A 17,261-nucleotide genomic window follows, 5' to 3' on the forward strand; every position below is an offset into this window, starting at 1 on the left:
GATGAAGGAACAATTTAAAGAATTTAATAACAGAAAAATATCGGATAAAGTTTGCGATATTCACCAGGTCAATTATTGGGAAATTTCTGTACCAGTGTTAGGGGGTTCAGAAAGAAAACTACAAGCATTTTGCCCGGAGTGTGTGAAGCGAGAGATTAAACAGAAAGAGAAAGAACTATTACAGCAGTTCGAGGACAGGCAAGCTTACTTTAAAACTTATGATGTGTTAATGCGTGATAGCACGATCCCTAATGAGTTGAAGGGGGCAACGTTTGATAATTTCTTTGTTAAGACGACAGAAGAGCATCAGATGTTAGAGTTTGTAAAGGGGCAAGTCCAGAAGTACCTTGCAGGTATGACAGGAAATACTTTAATCAGCGGTAGCACAGGAATAGGGAAAAGTCATTTATCTCTTGCCCTGGCCAAAGAAATCAATGAGAGCTTCAGAGAGAAGAACGAGCCTAAGAGTGTCTTGTTTGTCAGCTTAACCGAGATTATCAAGCAGATAAAAGAAGGCTGGGCTTATGGAAGAAATGCAAATTTAACAGAGTATGAGGCGGTTAAAAAGCTTGTTGATGTTGATTTTCTAATCATCGATGACCTGGGGGCAAAAAATGGGACGGTAACACCTAAGAGCGATTGGGAACAGGATTTCTTGTTTGATATTATCAATAATCGAGAAACTACGATTTTCAACACGAACCTAGATAGTAGTGAACTGCGAACGGTATACAATGCTAGAAATTCAAGTAGAATTTTGAAAGGTTTAGAAGGGAACACTTTCAAGGCTTTTACGATCAAAGATAAGAGATACACTATAAACACAGTGAGGGGAGAATATCAATGAATGATGATAAAATGCGATTTGCAACAGAAAAAGGCTTTGTTGTCTATGAAAAATGTGGTATAATAGAGATAGAAAAAGTTCCAAGTTTTGGAGAAGTTACTTTATTCTATTCAGATGGGAAGTTTACCCATCTAGTCAAAAAAGAAACTAAAAAATAAGTCTATTGAGAACAACTCAGGGACATACCGTAAGCATATAATGCTAGTGGTATGTCCCTTTTTGTTTGCATAGAAAGGGGGGTGAGGGAGATGTCAGGAGATACTTCTTTAGGGTATGTAGTAGCCAATAAGTTTTCTATGGACCCAGATAAAAGACAGAAAATCTTTTCTCAGTGTAAAAAAGAAGATGATAGCTTAGAACAACGGAAACAAGAAATACTAGAAAAATATGCTAACAAACAAGACAAATCAAAATCTAGAAAAAATGATGCTAAAGGCTCGGAGAGTCATAAAAGAAAAGCTAAGAGCAAAGAATTTTAGAAAAAATTATAAACAAAAATCAGATATTAAAAGATAAAGGAGCAAAAAATGACAACTAACTTAGTTAAACAAAAAGAAAATTTAGAAGCTTATATCCGAAGTACAGGTTATAACACTAGAGGGATGAACGTAGAAAATAATCATGTACTCATTGAAAAACCAATCCTTGATAGTTATGAAGATGAACATCAACGTAAAGAGCTGGTTGATCTAGTAAATGTTATTGAGACTCGTACCCGTGGTGGGAAGTATGAAGTAACTGACTTTGAATCTGATTCATTACAAGAAGTTAGCGAAAATTCGGTTGAGAGAACAGAAGCAGATAAAAAGAAAACTATCAGCGTTGATTACTTAGTTAAATTATTCAGTGGAAAACTTGATTTTTCACAGGAACAATTAGATGATGGCCAATATAATTTAACGGATTTTCTTGGTAAGAAGATTATTAAATTAAAACGTAGAACACGAAATAGAGAGATTGGCAAAATTCTCCAAACTGCGAAAGTGCAGACTGCTACAAGTATGGACGACTTGAAATCTATTGTTTCTTTAATCAATCCAGAGCGCAATGTATCTATGGTTGTTAGTCAATCACTATTTAGTGTCTTAGAAAAAATGAAAGATACTTCAGGAAATTATCTTCTTAAAGTTGATAAAGAGACAGGAACAAGTGAAACATTCTTTGTAGATAACTTTTTAATTGTAGATGATACAACCTTAGGGAATAAAGGTGACAAAAAAGGCTTTATCGGAGATCTAGAAAATTTTGTTACTTTGTTTGACCGAAAGAAAGATACACTTAGCTGGGTGAATGCGAATGACTATTTTGGAAAACGGTTGATTTTACATACCCGTTTTGATGTAAAAAAAGTTGAAGAAGATTGTGGTTACTTTATTCAATGGAACTAGGAGAAAGAAATGGATATTAATCAAGTATTTGAAACACTGGATGATCTAGATAATAAAAAAAGTAAGATTAATTCAGCACGAGAACAGTTAAGCGAAAAAAGGAAGAGTCTTTTAGGCAATCAAACAGTTTCATTTGAGAATATAGATTCTTTTTTGTCAAATAACTTAGAATCTTTAGAAAAGCTGGAAAAGATGGAAAAAGCTATTAATTCTCTTCAGGAAAAATATAATAGTGATTTTTCAGAAGCTAAAGCAGTCATCTTTGAATACATTTTTAAAGAAACTAAGCAACGGATGGAAACTAAGAAGATCTATAAACAATACCGAAAGAAACTTAGACGAATTCTGGACGCATATGATGAAATTCAAGAACTAAAGAAGGATGTAGAAGAAATCCATGCAGGTGTAGTCAGGGAAATAAGTCAGAAACATTCTCTATTGCTATATCGAACGGAAGTAAGTCCGCGTACTGTCTTACCATTCTTAAACCCTGATATTAGCGGGTGGATGAATTTTTATAAGGAATATCGGGACATTAAAGAGTATTTAGAAAAATAGGGAACAAATTAAGTAAGGCTAGTGATATATGGCTGAAACAGAAGAGATATCGCTAGTCCTACTTTTATGCTTTACTAAGTTTCACATAACAAAGTAAGCATAAACTGAAAAGAAGTAATAGCTTGAAAGCAAGGTATATCAGGGGTTTACAGAATGGAGTGAGTTTCACAGAATGTAAGATATGAGAAACTGAGGGGATAAATTAAAGAAATTTCCCTTGAACTTGTCATATTGAAGAGTTGTCAAACTTAAAACAATGATACCTGGTAAGTGGAGTGTTGGAAGGCTTTTAGCGCTTTTTGTCAGTTTGACAGAATTTACAATTTGACAAATTGAAAGATAAAAAAAATTTTTAAATTTAAGTGGAGGTACTTGCCTATGTACGAGTTGAGTAACAGAGACCTGGACGGGATAGATATTGAGTTAGGACGATATAGAACGCTTGCTAATAAAATTTATTTGAGAAGACAGGAACTGATACATAATAAGAAACATAGCACTGAAGATTATACTGGTGGGAAAGGCAAGACAGTATCTAGTCCTACCGAAGCGACAATCATTAGAATTGAAGAAGACCAAACACTAAGATATTTAGAAGGCTTTAAACTAGTTGTAGATACCTTGATGGAAAACTTAATTGAAAGTGATCTAGTAATTTTTAAAATGAGATATTTAGAAGCTGGTGCGACTTGGGAAGACGTGGCAGAGAAACTAAATAAAACTACTCGTTATATAAATAGCCGTAGAAAGGTAATCGCTAAAAGATTTGTGGAATTGAAAGGATATTGACTCCCCCCACCTTTAAAAAAATCTTTCTGCCCAGTAGGGTACCGGTGAAGGGAACTTTTTCCAAGTCGGAGCACTTCAGACAAAAAGGGGGTAAAAACTTATTGTTTTTAGAAAAAAGTATTAGTTTTTCTAAAATAGAATTGAGATGAAACTATTTTTCTGAAATAAGACCTAATTTTCAATTGATAAATGAATTGATTATGTCATTTATTTTTAAGATTTCTTCCAATAATAGTTTTTGATACTCTTTAAAATTTTTTGAGGAATGAAATTCAATCAGTTCTTCAAAGAATTTCGGGGGATTGGTAAATATTTGTAATGGGACATTTGAAATTTTATAATGAAATATATTATTTCTAAAATCTTGTCGGAAGTTAAAAACTTTTTCTTTGCGATCAAGGATATCAACAACTTTCTCCCGTTGGAAATCAGGAAATAAAGAGCTTTCCTTATTAAGAATCAAGCGTAAGGCTGTAATACTAACTAAATAGCATTGGCTTAGCGAGCGTGTAAAAAAGTAATTTTTTGATTTTAAGACACTTGGCATAATATGTACTACAAAATTATTCTGGCATAATATGTTAAATAAGAATAACTGAGTGCCCGTAGGCAGAACTCCTGTTAAAAAATTCCTTCTTTTAGATTCAAATAAGAAAAAATCACGTTGTTCAAAGTTTTCAATTTTAATATCCTGGATTGTAGGCTTCTTAATAGTTTTTTGATTTACTGAATTAATTAAAGTTCCTAAAGCTTTGCTAAATTCAAAAAATAAATCAGTAGCTCTTTTATCAAAATAGGAAATATCCTTTTTATCAGTTTTCGATAAAATACTTTCTAGGTAAATATGATATTGGTTAGTGTTAGCGTATGGAATTTCGTTGAAGTAATATACCCCTAAATCATGTTGTCCAAAAATATTGATTACGAGTTTTTGAAATAAATTGTAATTTTCTACCATTTGTGAATAAAAGCGTCTCTCTATTTCAAGTATCAGTTTGTTAGCCTTGCTAAATTTTTTATCAGAGTATTGCTTATAACTCACTCGGACACTAGATATTATTTTTTGAAATTCCTGTTCTCCAATATTTGGAAAATCACTATGAACATCTCTGGGTAAAAACTTTAGTATTCCATCACAGAGAGATGATACAAAAGGAAGGATACCTATTGATAGTTCTGGATAAACTGTCTTATCCAAACTTACAATATTTTCAAGCAGTTGCCTTACTTCAGCAACTTCATCAAGTAGGATTGAAAAAGAAATCATTTCTATCTTATCCATGTTAATCCTTTCAGAAAGTTATTGTTTATATTATAGTTATTGTAACATTATTATTGATAATTGATTAGATGAATAAAAAAGCACCTTCAAAGGTGCTAGTTCTTGCCTGCTGAACTCGTAAATATTACGCCCTTTTTAGGGCTCTTTTTGTGGACTTTTTTAGGAACTTTCAAGAAAAACTAAGGCGATTTAATGCCTAAATGTTTTTAAAGAAAGTCAGTATTTTCAAGGGCTGAGCTCTAAAAATTTGACTTATAGAGTGTTAAATGATAGTATAGTCAAAGATAGTCAAGGTTCAAAGAAGGAGTTTGATTTACTATGAGATTTAAAAATACATCAGATCATATCGAAGCCTATATCAAGGCGATTTTAGACCAGTCTGGTATCGTGGAATTGCAACGGAGCCAGTTAGCAGATACCTTCCAGGTTGTACCGAGTCAGATCAACTATGTCATCAAGACTCGTTTTACAGAAAGCAGAGGTTACTTAGTTGAGAGCAAGCGTGGTGGTGGAGGCTACATTCGCATAGGGCGTATTGAGTTTTCCAGTCATCATGAGATGCTCCGCGATTTGCTTTACTCGATTGGTGAGCGGGTTAGTCAGGAGATTTATGAGGATATTCTCCAGCTTTTGGTGGAGCAAGACTTGATGACCAAGCAGGAGATGACCTTGCTGACTTCTGTAGCAATAGATCGTGTCCTAGGGGAAGAATCCTCAGTTGTCCGTGCCAATATGCTCCGACAGCTATTACAAGAGGTAGATAGAAAAGAGAAGTAAGATGAACTATTCAAAAGCATTGAATGAATGTATCGAGAGTGCCTACATGGTTGCGAGCCATTTTGGAGCCCGTTACCTAGAGTCTTGGCATTTATTGATTGCCATGTCTAATCACAGTTACAGTGTGGCAGGTGCGACTCTAAATGATTATCCATACGAGATGGACCGTTTAGAAGAGGTTGCGTTGGAACTGACTGAAACCGACTATAGCCAAGATGAAACTTTTACGGAATTACCCTTTTCCCATCGTTTGGAGGTCCTCTTTGCGGAAGCAGAATATGTAGCCTCAGTGGTACATGCTAAGGTGCTAGGGACAGAGCATGTCCTCTATGCGATTTTGCATGATGGTAATGCTTTGGCAACTCGCATCTTGGAGAGAGCAGGCTTCTCTTATGAAGACCAGAAAGATCAGGTCAGAATTGCTGCTCTTCGTCGTAATCTAGAAGAGCGTGCTGGCTGGACAAGAGAAGATCTCAAGGCTTTGCGTCAACGCCATCGCACAGTAACTGACAAGCAAAATTCCATGGCCAATATGATGGGCATGCCTCAAGCTCAAAGTGGTGGTCTAGAGGACTACACGCATGACCTGACGGAGCAAGCGCGTTCTGGCAAGTTAGAGCCAGTTATCGGTCGAGACAAGGAAATCTCACGTATGATTCAGATTTTGAGTCGGAAGACCAAGAACAATCCGGTCTTGGTTGGAGATGCGGGTGTCGGGAAAACAGCTCTGGCACTTGGTCTTGCTCAGCGTATTGCCAGTGGGGATGTGCCTGCGGAAATGGCAAAGATGCGTGTTCTAGAGCTTGATTTGATGAATGTTGTTGCGGGGACACGTTTCCGTGGAGATTTTGAAGAGCGCATGAACAATATCATCAAGGATATAGAGGAAGATGGCAAAGTGATCCTCTTTATCGATGAACTCCACACCATCATGGGTTCTGGTAGCGGTATTGACTCGACTCTGGATGCAGCCAATATCTTGAAGCCAGCCTTGGCTCGTGGAACTTTGAGAACGGTTGGTGCCACCACTCAGGAAGAATACCAGAAACACATCGAAAAAGATGCTGCCCTTTCTCGTCGGTTTGCCAAAGTGACGATTGAAGAGCCAAGTCTAGCTGACAGTATGACCATTTTGCAAGGTTTGAAGGCCACCTATGAGAAACACCACCGTGTGCAAATCACAGATGAAGCTGTTGAAACGGCTGTCAAGATGGCGCATCGTTACTTGACCAGTCGTCACTTGCCAGACTCTGCTATCGACCTCTTAGATGAGGCGGCAGCAACAGTGCAAAACAAATCCAAGCATGTGAAAGCAGACGAATCCGACTTGACTCCAGCTGACAAGGCCCTGATGGATGGCAAGTGGGAACAAGCTGCCCAGCTAATCGCAAAAGAAGAGGAAGTTCCTGTCTATAAAGACTTGGTAACAGAATCTGATATTTTGACCACCTTGAGTCGCTTGTCGGGTATCCCAGTCCAAAAACTGACGCAAACGGATGCCAAGAAATACCTGAATTTGGAGGCTGAACTACACAAACGTGTCATCGGCCAAGATCAAGCTGTTTCAAGCATTAGTCGTGCCATTCGCCGCAACCAGTCAGGTATTCGTAGTCACAAGCGTCCGATTGGTTCCTTTATGTTCCTAGGGCCGACAGGAGTCGGTAAGACCGAATTGGCCAAGGCTCTGGCAGAAGTCCTCTTTGATGACGAATCAGCCCTTATCCGCTTTGATATGAGTGAGTATATGGAGAAATTTGCGGCTAGCCGTCTCAATGGAGCACCTCCTGGCTATGTGGGCTACGAGGAAGGTGGGGAGTTGACCGAGAAAGTTCGCAACAAACCTTACTCTGTGCTCCTCTTTGACGAGGTAGAGAAGGCTCACCCAGATATCTTTAATGTCCTCTTGCAGGTTCTGGACGACGGTGTCTTGACAGATAGCAAGGGACGCAAGGTGGATTTTTCAAATACCATTATCATCATGACGTCAAACCTTGGTGCAACAGCCCTTCGTGATGACAAGACGGTCGGCTTTGGCGCGAAAGACATTCGTTTTGACCAGGAAAATATAGAAAAACGCATCTTTGAAGAGCTGAAAAAAACTTATCGACCAGAGTTTATCAACCGTATTGATGAAAAGGTAGTCTTCCATAGCTTGGATAGCGAACATATGCAGGAAATTGTCAAGATTATGGTTAAACCATTGATTGCTAGCCTGGCAGAGAAAGGCATCGACTTGAAACTGCAAGCTTCGGCCCTGAAGTTGCTAGCTAGTCACGGTTACAATCCAGAAATGGGAGCTCGCCCACTTCGCAGAACCCTGCAAACAGAAGTGGAGGACAAGTTGGCAGAACTTCTTCTTAAGGGAGAATTAGTGGCAGGCAAGACTCTCAAGATTGGTGTCAAAGCAGGTCAATTAAAATTTGATATTGCTTAAAAATGGAGAGTCAGGAGCAGTCCTGATTCTTTTTTTGCTACTTTTTTATAAAAAATGATAAAAAACTATTGACAAAACAAAAATATAGTATATAATAAAAACATAGAAAATAAAAATATCAAAAATTATAAAAAGGTAAAACGTTTATGAAAAAGAAAACAGCAGTGGTATTTGGGACCTTTGCCCCTCTTCATCAGGGTCATATCGATCTGATCCAGCGAGCGAAGCGTCAGTGTGACCAGGTCTGGGTAGTCGTTTCAGGCTATGAGGGAGACAGAGGGGAGCAGGTAGGTTTAAGTCTTCAAAAACGATTTCGCTATATCCGAGAGGCTTTTCGTGATGACGAATTGACCTCTGTCTGCAAGCTGGATGAGACCAACCTTCCCCGTTACCCTATGGGCTGGCAGGAGTGGTTGGACCAGATGTTAGCGGAGATTTCCTATGATGAAAACCAGCAAGAACTGATTTTCTTTGTGGGAGAAGCAGACTACCAGCAAGAACTAGCTAAACGTGGATTTGGCACCGTCTTGCAAGAAAGAAAGTTTGGTATCTCAGCGACTATGATTCGAGAAAATCCAAGCAAATATTGGAAATATATCGCTCAACCCTTCCGTCGTCAGTTTACCAAGAAAGTGTTGATCATGGGAAGTGCTAGCAATGGGAAGACCACTCTGGCCAAGGATTTGGCAAGGTATTACGATGCACCCGTTAGTCTGGAATACGCGCGTGAGTACCAGATCAAAAACAATGTCCGCGACGATGAATTGACTCCAAAGGATTATTATTATCTCCTTTTAGGGCAGTATGACCAGACCTCCAAGTTAATCGATAGTAATGCCAATCGAGGCCTTGTGATAGCCGATACCAACTCCTTGGTAACCAAGGGCTACTATGACTATTACATGGAGACTGAGGACCAAGAGGACTTATCAGGAGAAACCTTTGACAATCTCTTTGCCTCTATCTTGGCCAAGGAAAAATGGGATTTGATTCTCTTCGTGCAACCTGTCGGCTCCTATGTCAATGACGGATTTAGAGATATGACCATGGCAGAGGACCATATTCGCTACAGTTTTTCCCAGCATTTGGACCAGATGAGGGAGCGATACTTAACCACTATTCCACTAGTTTATCTAGCGGAGGATTACCTAGGCAATTATGAAGTAGCCAAAGTGGCTATTGATGCCATTTACCAAGCAGATTAGGAGAAAATTATGAAAACAGTAACTAAAAAAATCACACAATTTATCGAAAACTTTAAAAACGTCCATGCGGAAGCCCGCAAGATTGGTTTTGTAGGAATCATGCGTTTGCTCTGGAAAGATCTCTTTGTCGGCCGTAGTCTTTTCCAGTGGTTGTATCTCATCGCCTTGTCAAGTGTTCCCTTGATCTTGGAATTCACACAAAATACGGAAAGTCATGACTGGCTAAGCTTGTTTGCATCTTGGACTGGTATTGTCTGTGTTATCTTGGTAGCAGAAGGGCGTGCAAGCAATTATCTCTTTGGGGCCATTAACTCTGCTATCTACTTGATCTTGGCCATGAACGCGACTTTTTATGGAGAAGTTTTGACGACTGTTTACTTCTTTATCATGCAGCCGATTGGTCTCTATGCTTGGCTGTCCAATCGTATCAATGACCAAGGAAAACCAGAAGAATCCCACTTTGAAGCTAAGAAATTATCTGTTCTTGACTGGCTCAAGTACTTAGCCTTGACTGCTATCATTTGGATTGGTATGGGCTTGGCTTACCAAAGTATCAATAGCGCTCGTCCTTTCCGTGATAGTGTTACTGATGCGACCAATGGTGTTGGTCAGCTCTTGATGACACGTCTCTACCGTGAGCAATGGATTTTCTGGATTGCAACCAATCTCTTTAGTATCTACCTCTGGTGGGGTGAAAATATCCACATCCAAGGGATGTACTGGGTTTACACACTCAATAGTCTAGTGGGTTGGTACCAATGGACTAAGGCAGTTCGAAAGGAGGCATAAGATGGCAGATACGATAATTCCAGCCGGGATGACGGAAAAAGAATATTATGAAATCCATGCCAGTCAGGAGGAGTTTTTAGACTGGTACTACAAGCAGGAACTCCCTCAATACGAAAAACCAAGTGTGACAGTGGATATGGTAGCCTACTGCTTTGTCGAAGGAAAAATCAAGCTTCTGCTGATCCGTCGCAAGGCCCACCCTTATCAGAACTGTTTAGCCTTAGTTGGAGGCTTTATGGACAAGGGAGAAGATGCTGCACATGCCTGTCAGCGCGAAGTGAGAGAAGAAGTCAATCTCGATCTACCTTTGGAAAAAATCGAACAATTGATGACTGTATCGACCCCCGGTCGTGACCCACGGGGCTGGACAGTGACCATTGCCCACTTAGTGTACCTGCCTAGTCGTGCCTTAGACCTCGTTCAGGCAGGTGACGATGCCAAGGATGTGGTTTTTGTAGATGTCGATTTTCAGACGGGCAAATGCTTCCTAGAGGGGGGTGAGCTGGACGAGCAAGCCTTCGCCTTTGACCATTATGCCATTATCCAAGAATCCATCAAACGAATCCAAGGCCGTCTCGACTGGAATCCGACCTTCCTCTATCTGCTGGAGGAGGAGTTCACTGTCTACGAGGGGACTGAACTGGTCAATCTCATCAACCCTGGTCGCCCAATCGTCAGCAATAACTTTCTCGTAAAATACGGAGAATATGTAGAAGAAGTCGGACTCAAACGAGTACCCAAAAAGAAACCAAGAAAAACCTATCGATTGAAATAAAAAACGAGGCCGGGAACTTTTCCCGACCTTTTTATTTATCATCATTTTTTATGAATGGCTATCTTTCTTAGGATTACTCAACATGTGAGTAAAGAAGTCTTTATATCGATACTTGAGATAGTTCTCGTGCAAAAATAACAAAGCGATATAAACAATCAAAAAGATTGCAGTCAGATAGAAGACATCAAATGCAGTTCGCGCATAGTAAGTGGCTGATTGATAAGAGCCAATAGCTCCCAAAATCAACCAAGGAAGATACTTGTAATACTTATTTAGCATAAGAGTGCACCTCCTATATTCTATTTCAATGTTATTATATTCCTTTATCTAATGCAATGCAAGCGATTACACAAAGGTGATGCAAAAAATAGGACTCTAATCTAAAAAATTTTCTATTTTTTCGTTTCGATTACGAATAGAGATGGTAGAGAGAAATTTTTTAAAATAGTTTCTCTAAATAGTTGACAGATTCAAGGTCTAATGTTACAATTATATTACAAAAAGATTTCTTATCATTTCAAAAATGTTACAAAGGAGTAGAAAAATGAAAAAGAAAACCTATATTAAATTAATGGCAGCGACTGTATTGGCTTCTACCTTGCTACTGGGAGCTTGTGGAAATAAAAACGAAACCACTCAAAGCAGCAGCTCTGCAAAAACAAGTCAATCATCAAGTTCTAAAGCAGCTTCTTCTAGCAAAGAAAGCAAGACTCAAAAATCTTCAAGCTCAGCTTCATCAGAAAAGGCTCAGGCATCTTCTGGTCAGTCTTCTACAACGCCAGATCAGTCACAAGCGAAACCAGCACCTGAATCAAGACAAGAACAAGCAGCTCCTAGTCAACAAGCCCCTTCTCAGGCTCCATCAACTCAGCAAGGCTCTCAAGCCCAGTCTAACCAGTCAGGCTATGATCCAACAACTGACCGCAAACTTCAAGACAAGCAAGCAGAACACAACAAACGCTACAAGGGAGTTTTAACCATGGTGGATGGTGACTTCTCAGCTGCAGCAGGCAACTGGAAGGGAGCGAATGGCGAAACCATTACAGTTTCATCAGGGGGCCAATTTACAGTAGAAACTGCAGATGGAAAGAAAGAAAACTATTCTATCAGAGGCTACTCTTACACTCTTGATGATGGCAAGTATAATGCCAAAATCGGTGGAGGAAAAATCATCCAAATTACAACAGGTGCGGATGGTAAAGTTTCGAGTGTTGCCTTGATTCAATAATAGTATCTAGGATTTCCTAGGATAAAAAAACCGTAAACTTCAAGTGAGTTACGGTTTTTTGTGTATTAAGCTTTGTCTAATTGCAAGAGGGCTTCAATCTCTGCTAGGGTGTTAGCTTGTGAAATGGCTCCACGAAGCTTGGCTGCACCAGATGTACCACGAAGGTAGTGAGGAGCGAGGCCACGGAATTCACGGACTGCAATTTTTTCTCCTTTGAGGCTAATTAAGCGTTTTAAGTGTTCGTAGGCGATTTTCATCTTGTCTTCAAAAGTCAAGTCAGGGAGAATTTCTCCTGTTTCAAAGTAGTGGTTGATTTGATTGAAGAGGTAGGGATTTCCCATGGCTGCTCGGCCAATCATAACTGCGTCAGCACCAACTTCTTCGATGCGTTGTTTAGCATCTTGAACTGTACGGATGTCACCGTTGGCGATAAATGGAATCTTGGTCAGAGCTTGAGCCACCTTGTGAAGGGTCTCAAGGTCAGCGTGACCAGTATACATTTGTTCGCGGGTACGGCCATGCATGGCGAGGGCAGAGACACCAGCAGCCTCAGCTGCGAGGGCATTCTCCACGGCTAGGGATGGATCAGACCAGCCAGTACGCATTTTGACAGTGAGGGGGATATCAAGGACAGATTGGACCTTATTGATAATAGAGTAGATCTTGTCTGGATCCTTGAGCCACATAGCGCCAGCTTCGTTCTTCACGATTTTGTTAACAGGGCAGCCCATGTTGATATCGACGATATCGGTCTTAGTATTTTCTTGGATAAATTCTGCTGCGCGTGCGAGGCTGTCTTCATCACTACCAAAGAGTTGGATAGAAACGGGATTTTCGCCTTCATCGATATGAAGCATATGCAGGGTTTTTTCGTTGTTGTATTGGATTCCCTTGTCAGAGACCATTTCCATTACAACGAGTCCAGCTCCGAGCTCTTTTGCGATGGTGCGAAAGGCTGAGTTGGTGACACCAGCCATGGGTGCTAAAACGGTACGATTGGGAATCTCAACATTGCCAATCATAAAGGGTGTATTAAGATTTGTCACGAATGAGTTCCTCCAGGTCGTTTTCATCAAAGTTATAAGTAGTTTGGCAGAATTGACAAGTGATTTCTGCCCCGTGGTCTTCCTCTTTCATTTCCTCAAGGTCTGAATTTGGAAGGCTGGCAAGAGCGTTCATAAAACGGTCTTTGCTGCAGTCACATTGGAAACGGATTTCTTCTTCAGATAGACGTTTGTAGGATTCGTCACCATAGATGGCCTTGAGGAGGGCTTCGATATGGTCATCGCTTTCTAGAAGGGTTGAGATGGCTGGCATTTCTTGGATGCGTTTTTCAAAGCGGGCAATCTCTTCTTCCTTGGCTCCTGGCAATACTTGGAGAAGGAAACCTCCGGCAACTTTGACCTTGTCGTCTTTATCCAAAAGAACATTGAGGCCGACTGCTGAAGGGGTTTGTTGACTTTCAGTCAGGTAGTAGGCTAAGTCTTCACCGATTTCCCCAGAGATGAGGGGAGTCATGGAGTTGTAGGGATTTCCAGTACCATAGTCTGTGATAACGAGGAATTGACCGTTTCCAACAAAAGGTCCAACAAGGACTTCACCCGTTGCAGTCTTTTTGATGTCAACACCTGGATTTTGAACGTAGCCTTTGACGTTTCCCTTGGTATCTGCGACCGTGATGATGGCACCGAGAGAGCTTGTTCCAAGAACTTTAACTGTTAGTTTGGTATTTCCTTTTTCATTGGCTGCGAGAATTTGGCTAGCGATAAGGGTGCGACCAAGTGCGACAGTTGAACTGGCTTGAGTTTGATGTTTTTCTTGAGCAGTGCGGACGGTTTCAGTGCTATCAAGGACAAAAGCACGAAAGGCTCCGCTTTCTGATATTGTTTTAATAATTTTATCCATAGCTACTATTTTAGCATAAAAATGCCCAAAGGGGGAGTTGTGTGTTTGCTGTTTCTGTGGAATAATGACGAGGAAATCAACCTTAAAATAAAATGAGAAACAGATTATTTCAGCATTTGAAAGATTTATGCTATGCTTGTAGGAGAGAATGAAAGGGGTAACAAATGTATTTAGGCGATTTGATGGAAAAAGCAGAATCTGGTCAATTTTTAGTCCTTTCCTTTCTATTACAAGATTCGCAGACAACAGTCAAGAAAGCCATGGAAGAAACAGGTTTTTCAAAGGCGACCTTAACCAAGTACATTTCTCTGATTAACGAAAATGCCTGGGAAAGAGGGCTAGAGCTGACCATTCACTTGGAAGATGAAAATCTGCGTTTGTCGATTAGTGCAGATACCAAGGGAAGAGAGATTCGGAGCTTGTTTTTAGACAATGCCATTAAGTACCAAATTTTGGTTTACCTTCTCTATCACCAACAGTTCCTAGCCCATCAACTGGCTCAAGAATTGATGATTAGCGAGGCCACGCTTGGTCGCCACTTAGCTAGTCTAAATCAGATTTTGTCAGAGTTTGACTTATCCATCCAAAATGGCCGTTGGCGAGGTCCAGAGCATCAGATTCGCTATTTCTATTTCTGCCTTTTTCGCAAGATTTGGTCCAGTCAGGAGTGGGAAGGTCACATGCAGAAAGCTGAGAGAAAACAAGAGATTGCTACCCTAGAAGAAATCTGCGGTGCTAGCTTGTCTTCAGGTCAGAAATTGGACTTGGTTCTCTGGGCTCACATCAGTCAACAGCGTCTTCGGGTCAATGCCTGTCAGTTTCAAGTCATAGAAGAAAAAATGCGGGGGTATTTTGACAATATTTTCTACCTTCGTTTGCTTCGAAAGGCTCCGTCCTTTTTTGCTGGGCAACATATCCCTCTAGGAACTGAGGATGGTGAGATGATGGTATTCTTTTCATTTCTCCTTTCCCATCGTATTCTTCCTCTTCATACTATGGAGTATATTCTTGGTTTTGGAGGGCAATTAGCCGATTTGCTTACGCAATTGATTCAAGAGATGAAGAAAGAGGAGTTGCTGGGGGACTACACAGAGGACCATGTCACCTATGAACTCAGTCAGCTCTGTGGTCAAGTTTATCTATACAAGGGCTATATCTTGCAAGATCAGTACAGATACCAGACAGAGAATCGCCATCCCTATTTGCTGATGGAACATGATTTTAGAGGGACTGCAGAGAGAATTTTTCATGCTATACCTGCCTTTCAGCAGGGAACGGATTTGGATAAGAAAATTCTCTGGGAATGGCTCCAGTTGATAGAATATATGGCTGAAAATGGTGGTCAACATATGAGGATTGGTCTGGATTTGACATCTGGTTTCCTTGTCTTTTCTAGGATGGCTGCCATTTTGAAACGGTATTTGGAATACAATCGTTTTATTACTATTGAAGCCTATGATCCCAGTCGACATTATGATTTGTTGATTACCAACAACCCTATTTATAAGAAAGAACAGACTCCGATCTATTATTTAAAAAATGATTTGGATATGGAAGATTTGGCGAAGATTCGTCAGATGCTATTTGCCTAAAAGACCTGAATTTTCAGGTCTTTTTTGTGAAATTCGCACAATCTCCTCACATTTTTTTAAAATTTAAAAAAAATTGATGAACAAGAAAGCGCTTTATTTTGTATACTAGTTACTGTAAAGAGGGACCCCCTCAAGATTTTATCAGGAGGACAGCACATGTCACAAGAAAAATACATCATGGCCATTGACCAAGGAACGACCAGTTCTCGTGCCATCATTTTTAACAAAAAAGGAGAAAAGGTCAGCTCTAGTCAAAAAGAATTCACTCAGATTTTTCCTCAAGCAGGTTGGGTAGAGCACAATGCCAATGAAATTTGGAACTCTGTTCAGTCAGTTATCGCGGGTGCTTTCATCGAAAGTGGTGTGAAACCAAGTCAAATCGAGGCCATCGGGATTACCAACCAGCGTGAAACAACTGTCGTCTGGGATAAGAAAACAGGTCTTCCTATCTACAATGCTATCGTTTGGCAATCTCGCCAGACTGCTCCTCTGGCTGAACAGCTGAAAAGCCAAGGCTATGTGGAAAAATTCCACGAAAAGACTGGTTTGATCATCGATGCTTACTTCTCTGCTACCAAGGCTCGTTGGATTTTGGACCATGTAGAAGGCGCTCAAGAGCGAGCTGAAAAAGGAGAATTGCTCTTTGGGACCATTGATACTTGGTTGGTTTGGAAATTGACTGACGGTGCGGCTCACGTGACGGACTACTCCAATGCGGCTCGTACCATGCTTTATAACATTAAAGAACTCAAGTGGGATGACGAGATTTTGGAAATCCTTAACATTCCTAAGGCTATGCTTCCAGAAGTTCGTTCTAACTCTGAAATCTATGGAAAGACAGCTCCATTCCATTTCTATGGTGGAGAAGTGCCAATCTCAGGTATGGCTGGGGACCAACAGGCAGCCCTCTTTGGTCAGTTGGCCTTTGAACCAGGTATGGTCAAAAATACTTATGGAACAGGTTCTTTCATCATTATGAACACTGGTGAAGAGATGCAGTTGTCTGAAAACAACCTTTTGACAACGATTGGTTACGGAATCAACGGCAAGGTTTACTATGCCTTAGAAGGTTCTATCTTCATCGCAGGAAGTGCCATTCAGTGGCTTCGTGATGGACTTCGCATGGTTGAAAATTCACCAGAGTCTGAAAAATATGCTCTCAATTCTCACAACAATGACGAAGTTTATGTCGTACCTGCCTTTACAGGTTTAGGTGCCCCATATTGGAACCAAAATGCTCGTGGTTCAGTCTTTGGCTTAACTCGTGGAACAAGCAAAGAAGACTTTATCAAGGCAACTTTGCAATCTATCGCTTATCAGGTGCGTGACATCATCGACACGATGCAAGTGGACGCTCAGACTGCTATTCAAGTCCTCAAAGTCGACGGCGGTGCAGCTATGAACAACTTCCTCATGCAGTTCCAGGCTGACATCTTAGGAATCGATATTGCCCGCGCCAAAAATTTGGAAACAACTGCCCTAGGAGCAGCCTTCCTAGCGGGTTTGGCAGTGGGTTATTGGAAGGATTTGGATGAGTTGAAACTCTTGAATGAGACAGGAGAACTCTTTGAGCCATCTATGAACGAATCGCGCAAGGAACAACTCTACAAGGGCTGGAAGAAGGCTGTGAAAGCAACGCAAGTCTTTGCGGAAATCGATGACTAATACCGAAAGAATAAAGCGACTTAGTTA

Annotated in this window: 18 protein-coding genes; 14 read left to right on the forward strand and 4 right to left on the reverse strand. The window is 40.4% G+C overall.

All coding sequences use genetic code 11. The features are described from left to right. The first annotated feature begins 1 nt into the window (after position 1). The 6 genes from Q4443_RS07655 (at position 2) to Q4443_RS07680 (ending at position 3,582) form a co-directional block, all read left to right on the forward strand. Complete coding sequence (locus tag Q4443_RS07655; protein ID WP_049518858.1) at positions 2–847, forward strand: ATP-binding protein; 846 nt, start codon at positions 2–4, stop codon at positions 845–847. Continuing rightward, the gene (locus tag Q4443_RS07660) at positions 844–1,005 is read left to right on the forward strand and encodes a hypothetical protein (RefSeq protein WP_000997172.1); all 162 of its coding nucleotides are present in this window, start codon (positions 844–846) and stop codon (positions 1,003–1,005) included. Before Q4443_RS07655 ends, Q4443_RS07660 begins: the two co-directional genes overlap by 4 nt. Before the next feature lie 90 nt (positions 1,006–1,095). Next, on the forward strand, positions 1,096–1,326 hold the full coding sequence (locus Q4443_RS07665; RefSeq protein WP_049518857.1) for a hypothetical protein: 231 nt from the start codon (positions 1,096–1,098) through the stop codon (positions 1,324–1,326). Positions 1,327–1,374: 48 nt separating this feature from the next. Then, a complete protein-coding gene (locus tag Q4443_RS07670) occupies positions 1,375–2,235 on the forward strand; it encodes a phage major capsid protein (RefSeq protein WP_049509664.1) in 861 nt (286 codons plus the stop codon). A gap of 9 nt (positions 2,236–2,244) precedes the next feature. Continuing rightward, positions 2,245–2,793 carry a hypothetical protein gene (locus tag Q4443_RS07675; RefSeq protein WP_049518856.1) on the forward strand — a complete coding sequence of 183 codons (549 nt, stop codon included), beginning with the start codon at positions 2,245–2,247 and terminating at the stop codon, positions 2,791–2,793. A 378-nt stretch (positions 2,794–3,171) separates the two neighbouring features. Next, the gene (locus Q4443_RS07680; RefSeq protein ID WP_007518096.1) at positions 3,172–3,582 is read left to right on the forward strand and encodes a DUF722 domain-containing protein; all 411 of its coding nucleotides are present in this window, start codon (positions 3,172–3,174) and stop codon (positions 3,580–3,582) included. Positions 3,583–3,760: 178 nt separating this feature from the next. On the opposite strand, the gene Q4443_RS07685 is transcribed toward Q4443_RS07680, so the two are convergent. Beyond that, positions 3,761–4,864, reverse strand: coding sequence for a hypothetical protein (locus tag Q4443_RS07685; RefSeq protein WP_049518855.1), 1,104 nt, complete (start codon positions 4,862–4,864; stop codon positions 3,761–3,763). 318 nt (positions 4,865–5,182) lie between these two features. On the opposite strand from Q4443_RS07685, the gene Q4443_RS07690 reads away from it, so the two are divergent. The 5 genes from Q4443_RS07690 (at position 5,183) to Q4443_RS07710 (ending at position 10,844) form a co-directional block, all read left to right on the forward strand. Beyond that, positions 5,183–5,641 carry a CtsR family transcriptional regulator gene (locus Q4443_RS07690; protein WP_049518854.1) on the forward strand — a complete coding sequence of 153 codons (459 nt, stop codon included), beginning with the start codon at positions 5,183–5,185 and terminating at the stop codon, positions 5,639–5,641. A gap of 1 nt (position 5,642) precedes the next feature. Next, entirely contained in the window at positions 5,643–8,075 is a 2,433-nt protein-coding gene (locus tag Q4443_RS07695) for an ATP-dependent Clp protease ATP-binding subunit (RefSeq protein ID WP_049518853.1), read from the forward strand. A 146-nt stretch (positions 8,076–8,221) separates the two neighbouring features. After that, positions 8,222–9,280 (forward strand): AAA family ATPase, encoded by a 1,059-nt coding sequence (locus Q4443_RS07700; RefSeq protein ID WP_000730569.1) that lies wholly within the window; start codon positions 8,222–8,224, stop codon positions 9,278–9,280. Between the two features lie 9 nt (positions 9,281–9,289). Beyond that, complete coding sequence (pnuC, locus tag Q4443_RS07705; RefSeq protein ID WP_049518852.1) at positions 9,290–10,069, forward strand: nicotinamide riboside transporter PnuC; 780 nt, start codon at positions 9,290–9,292, stop codon at positions 10,067–10,069. Position 10,070: 1 nt separating this feature from the next. Further along, positions 10,071–10,844, forward strand: coding sequence for an NUDIX hydrolase (locus Q4443_RS07710; RefSeq protein ID WP_084945049.1), 774 nt, complete (start codon positions 10,071–10,073; stop codon positions 10,842–10,844). Positions 10,845–10,892: 48 nt separating this feature from the next. Here Q4443_RS07710 and Q4443_RS07715 read toward each other — a convergent pair whose 3' ends face one another. Continuing rightward, the gene (locus tag Q4443_RS07715; protein ID WP_049504550.1) at positions 10,893–11,123 is read right to left on the reverse strand and encodes a hypothetical protein; all 231 of its coding nucleotides are present in this window, start codon (positions 11,121–11,123) and stop codon (positions 10,893–10,895) included. Between the two features lie 265 nt (positions 11,124–11,388). Between Q4443_RS07715 and Q4443_RS07720 the strand changes: the two genes are divergently transcribed. After that, positions 11,389–12,072, forward strand: coding sequence for a hypothetical protein (locus Q4443_RS07720; RefSeq protein ID WP_049518850.1), 684 nt, complete (start codon positions 11,389–11,391; stop codon positions 12,070–12,072). Between the two features lie 65 nt (positions 12,073–12,137). Here Q4443_RS07720 and dusB read toward each other — a convergent pair whose 3' ends face one another. Beyond that, entirely contained in the window at positions 12,138–13,118 is a 981-nt protein-coding gene (dusB, locus tag Q4443_RS07725) for a tRNA dihydrouridine synthase DusB (RefSeq protein ID WP_049518849.1), read from the reverse strand. Beyond that, the gene (gene hslO / locus Q4443_RS07730) at positions 13,105–13,977 is read right to left on the reverse strand and encodes an Hsp33 family molecular chaperone HslO (RefSeq protein ID WP_049518848.1); all 873 of its coding nucleotides are present in this window, start codon (positions 13,975–13,977) and stop codon (positions 13,105–13,107) included. The genes dusB and hslO overlap by 14 nt, the downstream gene beginning before the upstream one ends. Positions 13,978–14,141: 164 nt before the next feature. Here hslO and Q4443_RS07735 point away from each other — a divergent pair, with 164 nt between their 5' ends. Together Q4443_RS07735 and glpK are read left to right on the forward strand one after the other, a co-directional pair. After that, entirely contained in the window at positions 14,142–15,569 is a 1,428-nt protein-coding gene (locus Q4443_RS07735; RefSeq protein WP_049518847.1) for a helix-turn-helix domain-containing protein, read from the forward strand. Between the two features lie 156 nt (positions 15,570–15,725). Next, positions 15,726–17,234: a glycerol kinase GlpK gene (gene glpK / locus Q4443_RS07740; protein ID WP_303408227.1), complete on the forward strand. Its 1,509-nt coding sequence runs from the start codon at positions 15,726–15,728 to the stop codon at positions 17,232–17,234. The last annotated feature ends 27 nt before the right edge of the window (positions 17,235–17,261 follow it).

The sequence above is a fragment of the Streptococcus sp. GP0011 genome, assembly GCF_030546305.1.
Taxonomy (GTDB): domain Bacteria; phylum Bacillota; class Bacilli; order Lactobacillales; family Streptococcaceae; genus Streptococcus.

Bases quoted from the DNA above. Each gene is read 5' to 3' on its own strand.
- pnuC (WP_049518852.1), top strand. From the start codon at position 9,290: ATGAAAACAGTAACTAAAAAAATCACACAATTTATCGAAAACTTTAAA.
- Q4443_RS07670 (WP_049509664.1), top strand. From the start codon at position 1,375: ATGACAACTAACTTAGTTAAACAAAAAGAAAATTTAGAAGCTTATATC.
- Q4443_RS07700 (WP_000730569.1), top strand. From the start codon at position 8,222: ATGAAAAAGAAAACAGCAGTGGTATTTGGGACCTTTGCCCCTCTTCAT.
- Q4443_RS07660 (WP_000997172.1), top strand. From the start codon at position 844: ATGAATGATGATAAAATGCGATTTGCAACAGAAAAAGGCTTTGTTGTC.
- Q4443_RS07690 (WP_049518854.1), top strand. From the start codon at position 5,183: ATGAGATTTAAAAATACATCAGATCATATCGAAGCCTATATCAAGGCG.
- Q4443_RS07735 (WP_049518847.1), top strand. From the start codon at position 14,142: ATGTATTTAGGCGATTTGATGGAAAAAGCAGAATCTGGTCAATTTTTA.
- Q4443_RS07685 (WP_049518855.1), bottom strand. From the start codon at position 4,864: ATGGATAAGATAGAAATGATTTCTTTTTCAATCCTACTTGATGAAGTT.
- Q4443_RS07715 (WP_049504550.1), bottom strand. From the start codon at position 11,123: ATGCTAAATAAGTATTACAAGTATCTTCCTTGGTTGATTTTGGGAGCT.
- hslO (WP_049518848.1), bottom strand. From the start codon at position 13,977: ATGGATAAAATTATTAAAACAATATCAGAAAGCGGAGCCTTTCGTGCT.
- glpK (WP_303408227.1), top strand. From the start codon at position 15,726: ATGTCACAAGAAAAATACATCATGGCCATTGACCAAGGAACGACCAGT.
- Q4443_RS07665 (WP_049518857.1), top strand. From the start codon at position 1,096: ATGTCAGGAGATACTTCTTTAGGGTATGTAGTAGCCAATAAGTTTTCT.
- Q4443_RS07655 (WP_049518858.1), top strand. From the start codon at position 2: ATGAAGGAACAATTTAAAGAATTTAATAACAGAAAAATATCGGATAAA.
- Q4443_RS07680 (WP_007518096.1), top strand. From the start codon at position 3,172: ATGTACGAGTTGAGTAACAGAGACCTGGACGGGATAGATATTGAGTTA.
- Q4443_RS07695 (WP_049518853.1), top strand. From the start codon at position 5,643: ATGAACTATTCAAAAGCATTGAATGAATGTATCGAGAGTGCCTACATG.
- Q4443_RS07675 (WP_049518856.1), top strand. From the start codon at position 2,245: ATGGATATTAATCAAGTATTTGAAACACTGGATGATCTAGATAATAAA.
- Q4443_RS07720 (WP_049518850.1), top strand. From the start codon at position 11,389: ATGAAAAAGAAAACCTATATTAAATTAATGGCAGCGACTGTATTGGCT.
- Q4443_RS07710 (WP_084945049.1), top strand. From the start codon at position 10,071: ATGGCAGATACGATAATTCCAGCCGGGATGACGGAAAAAGAATATTAT.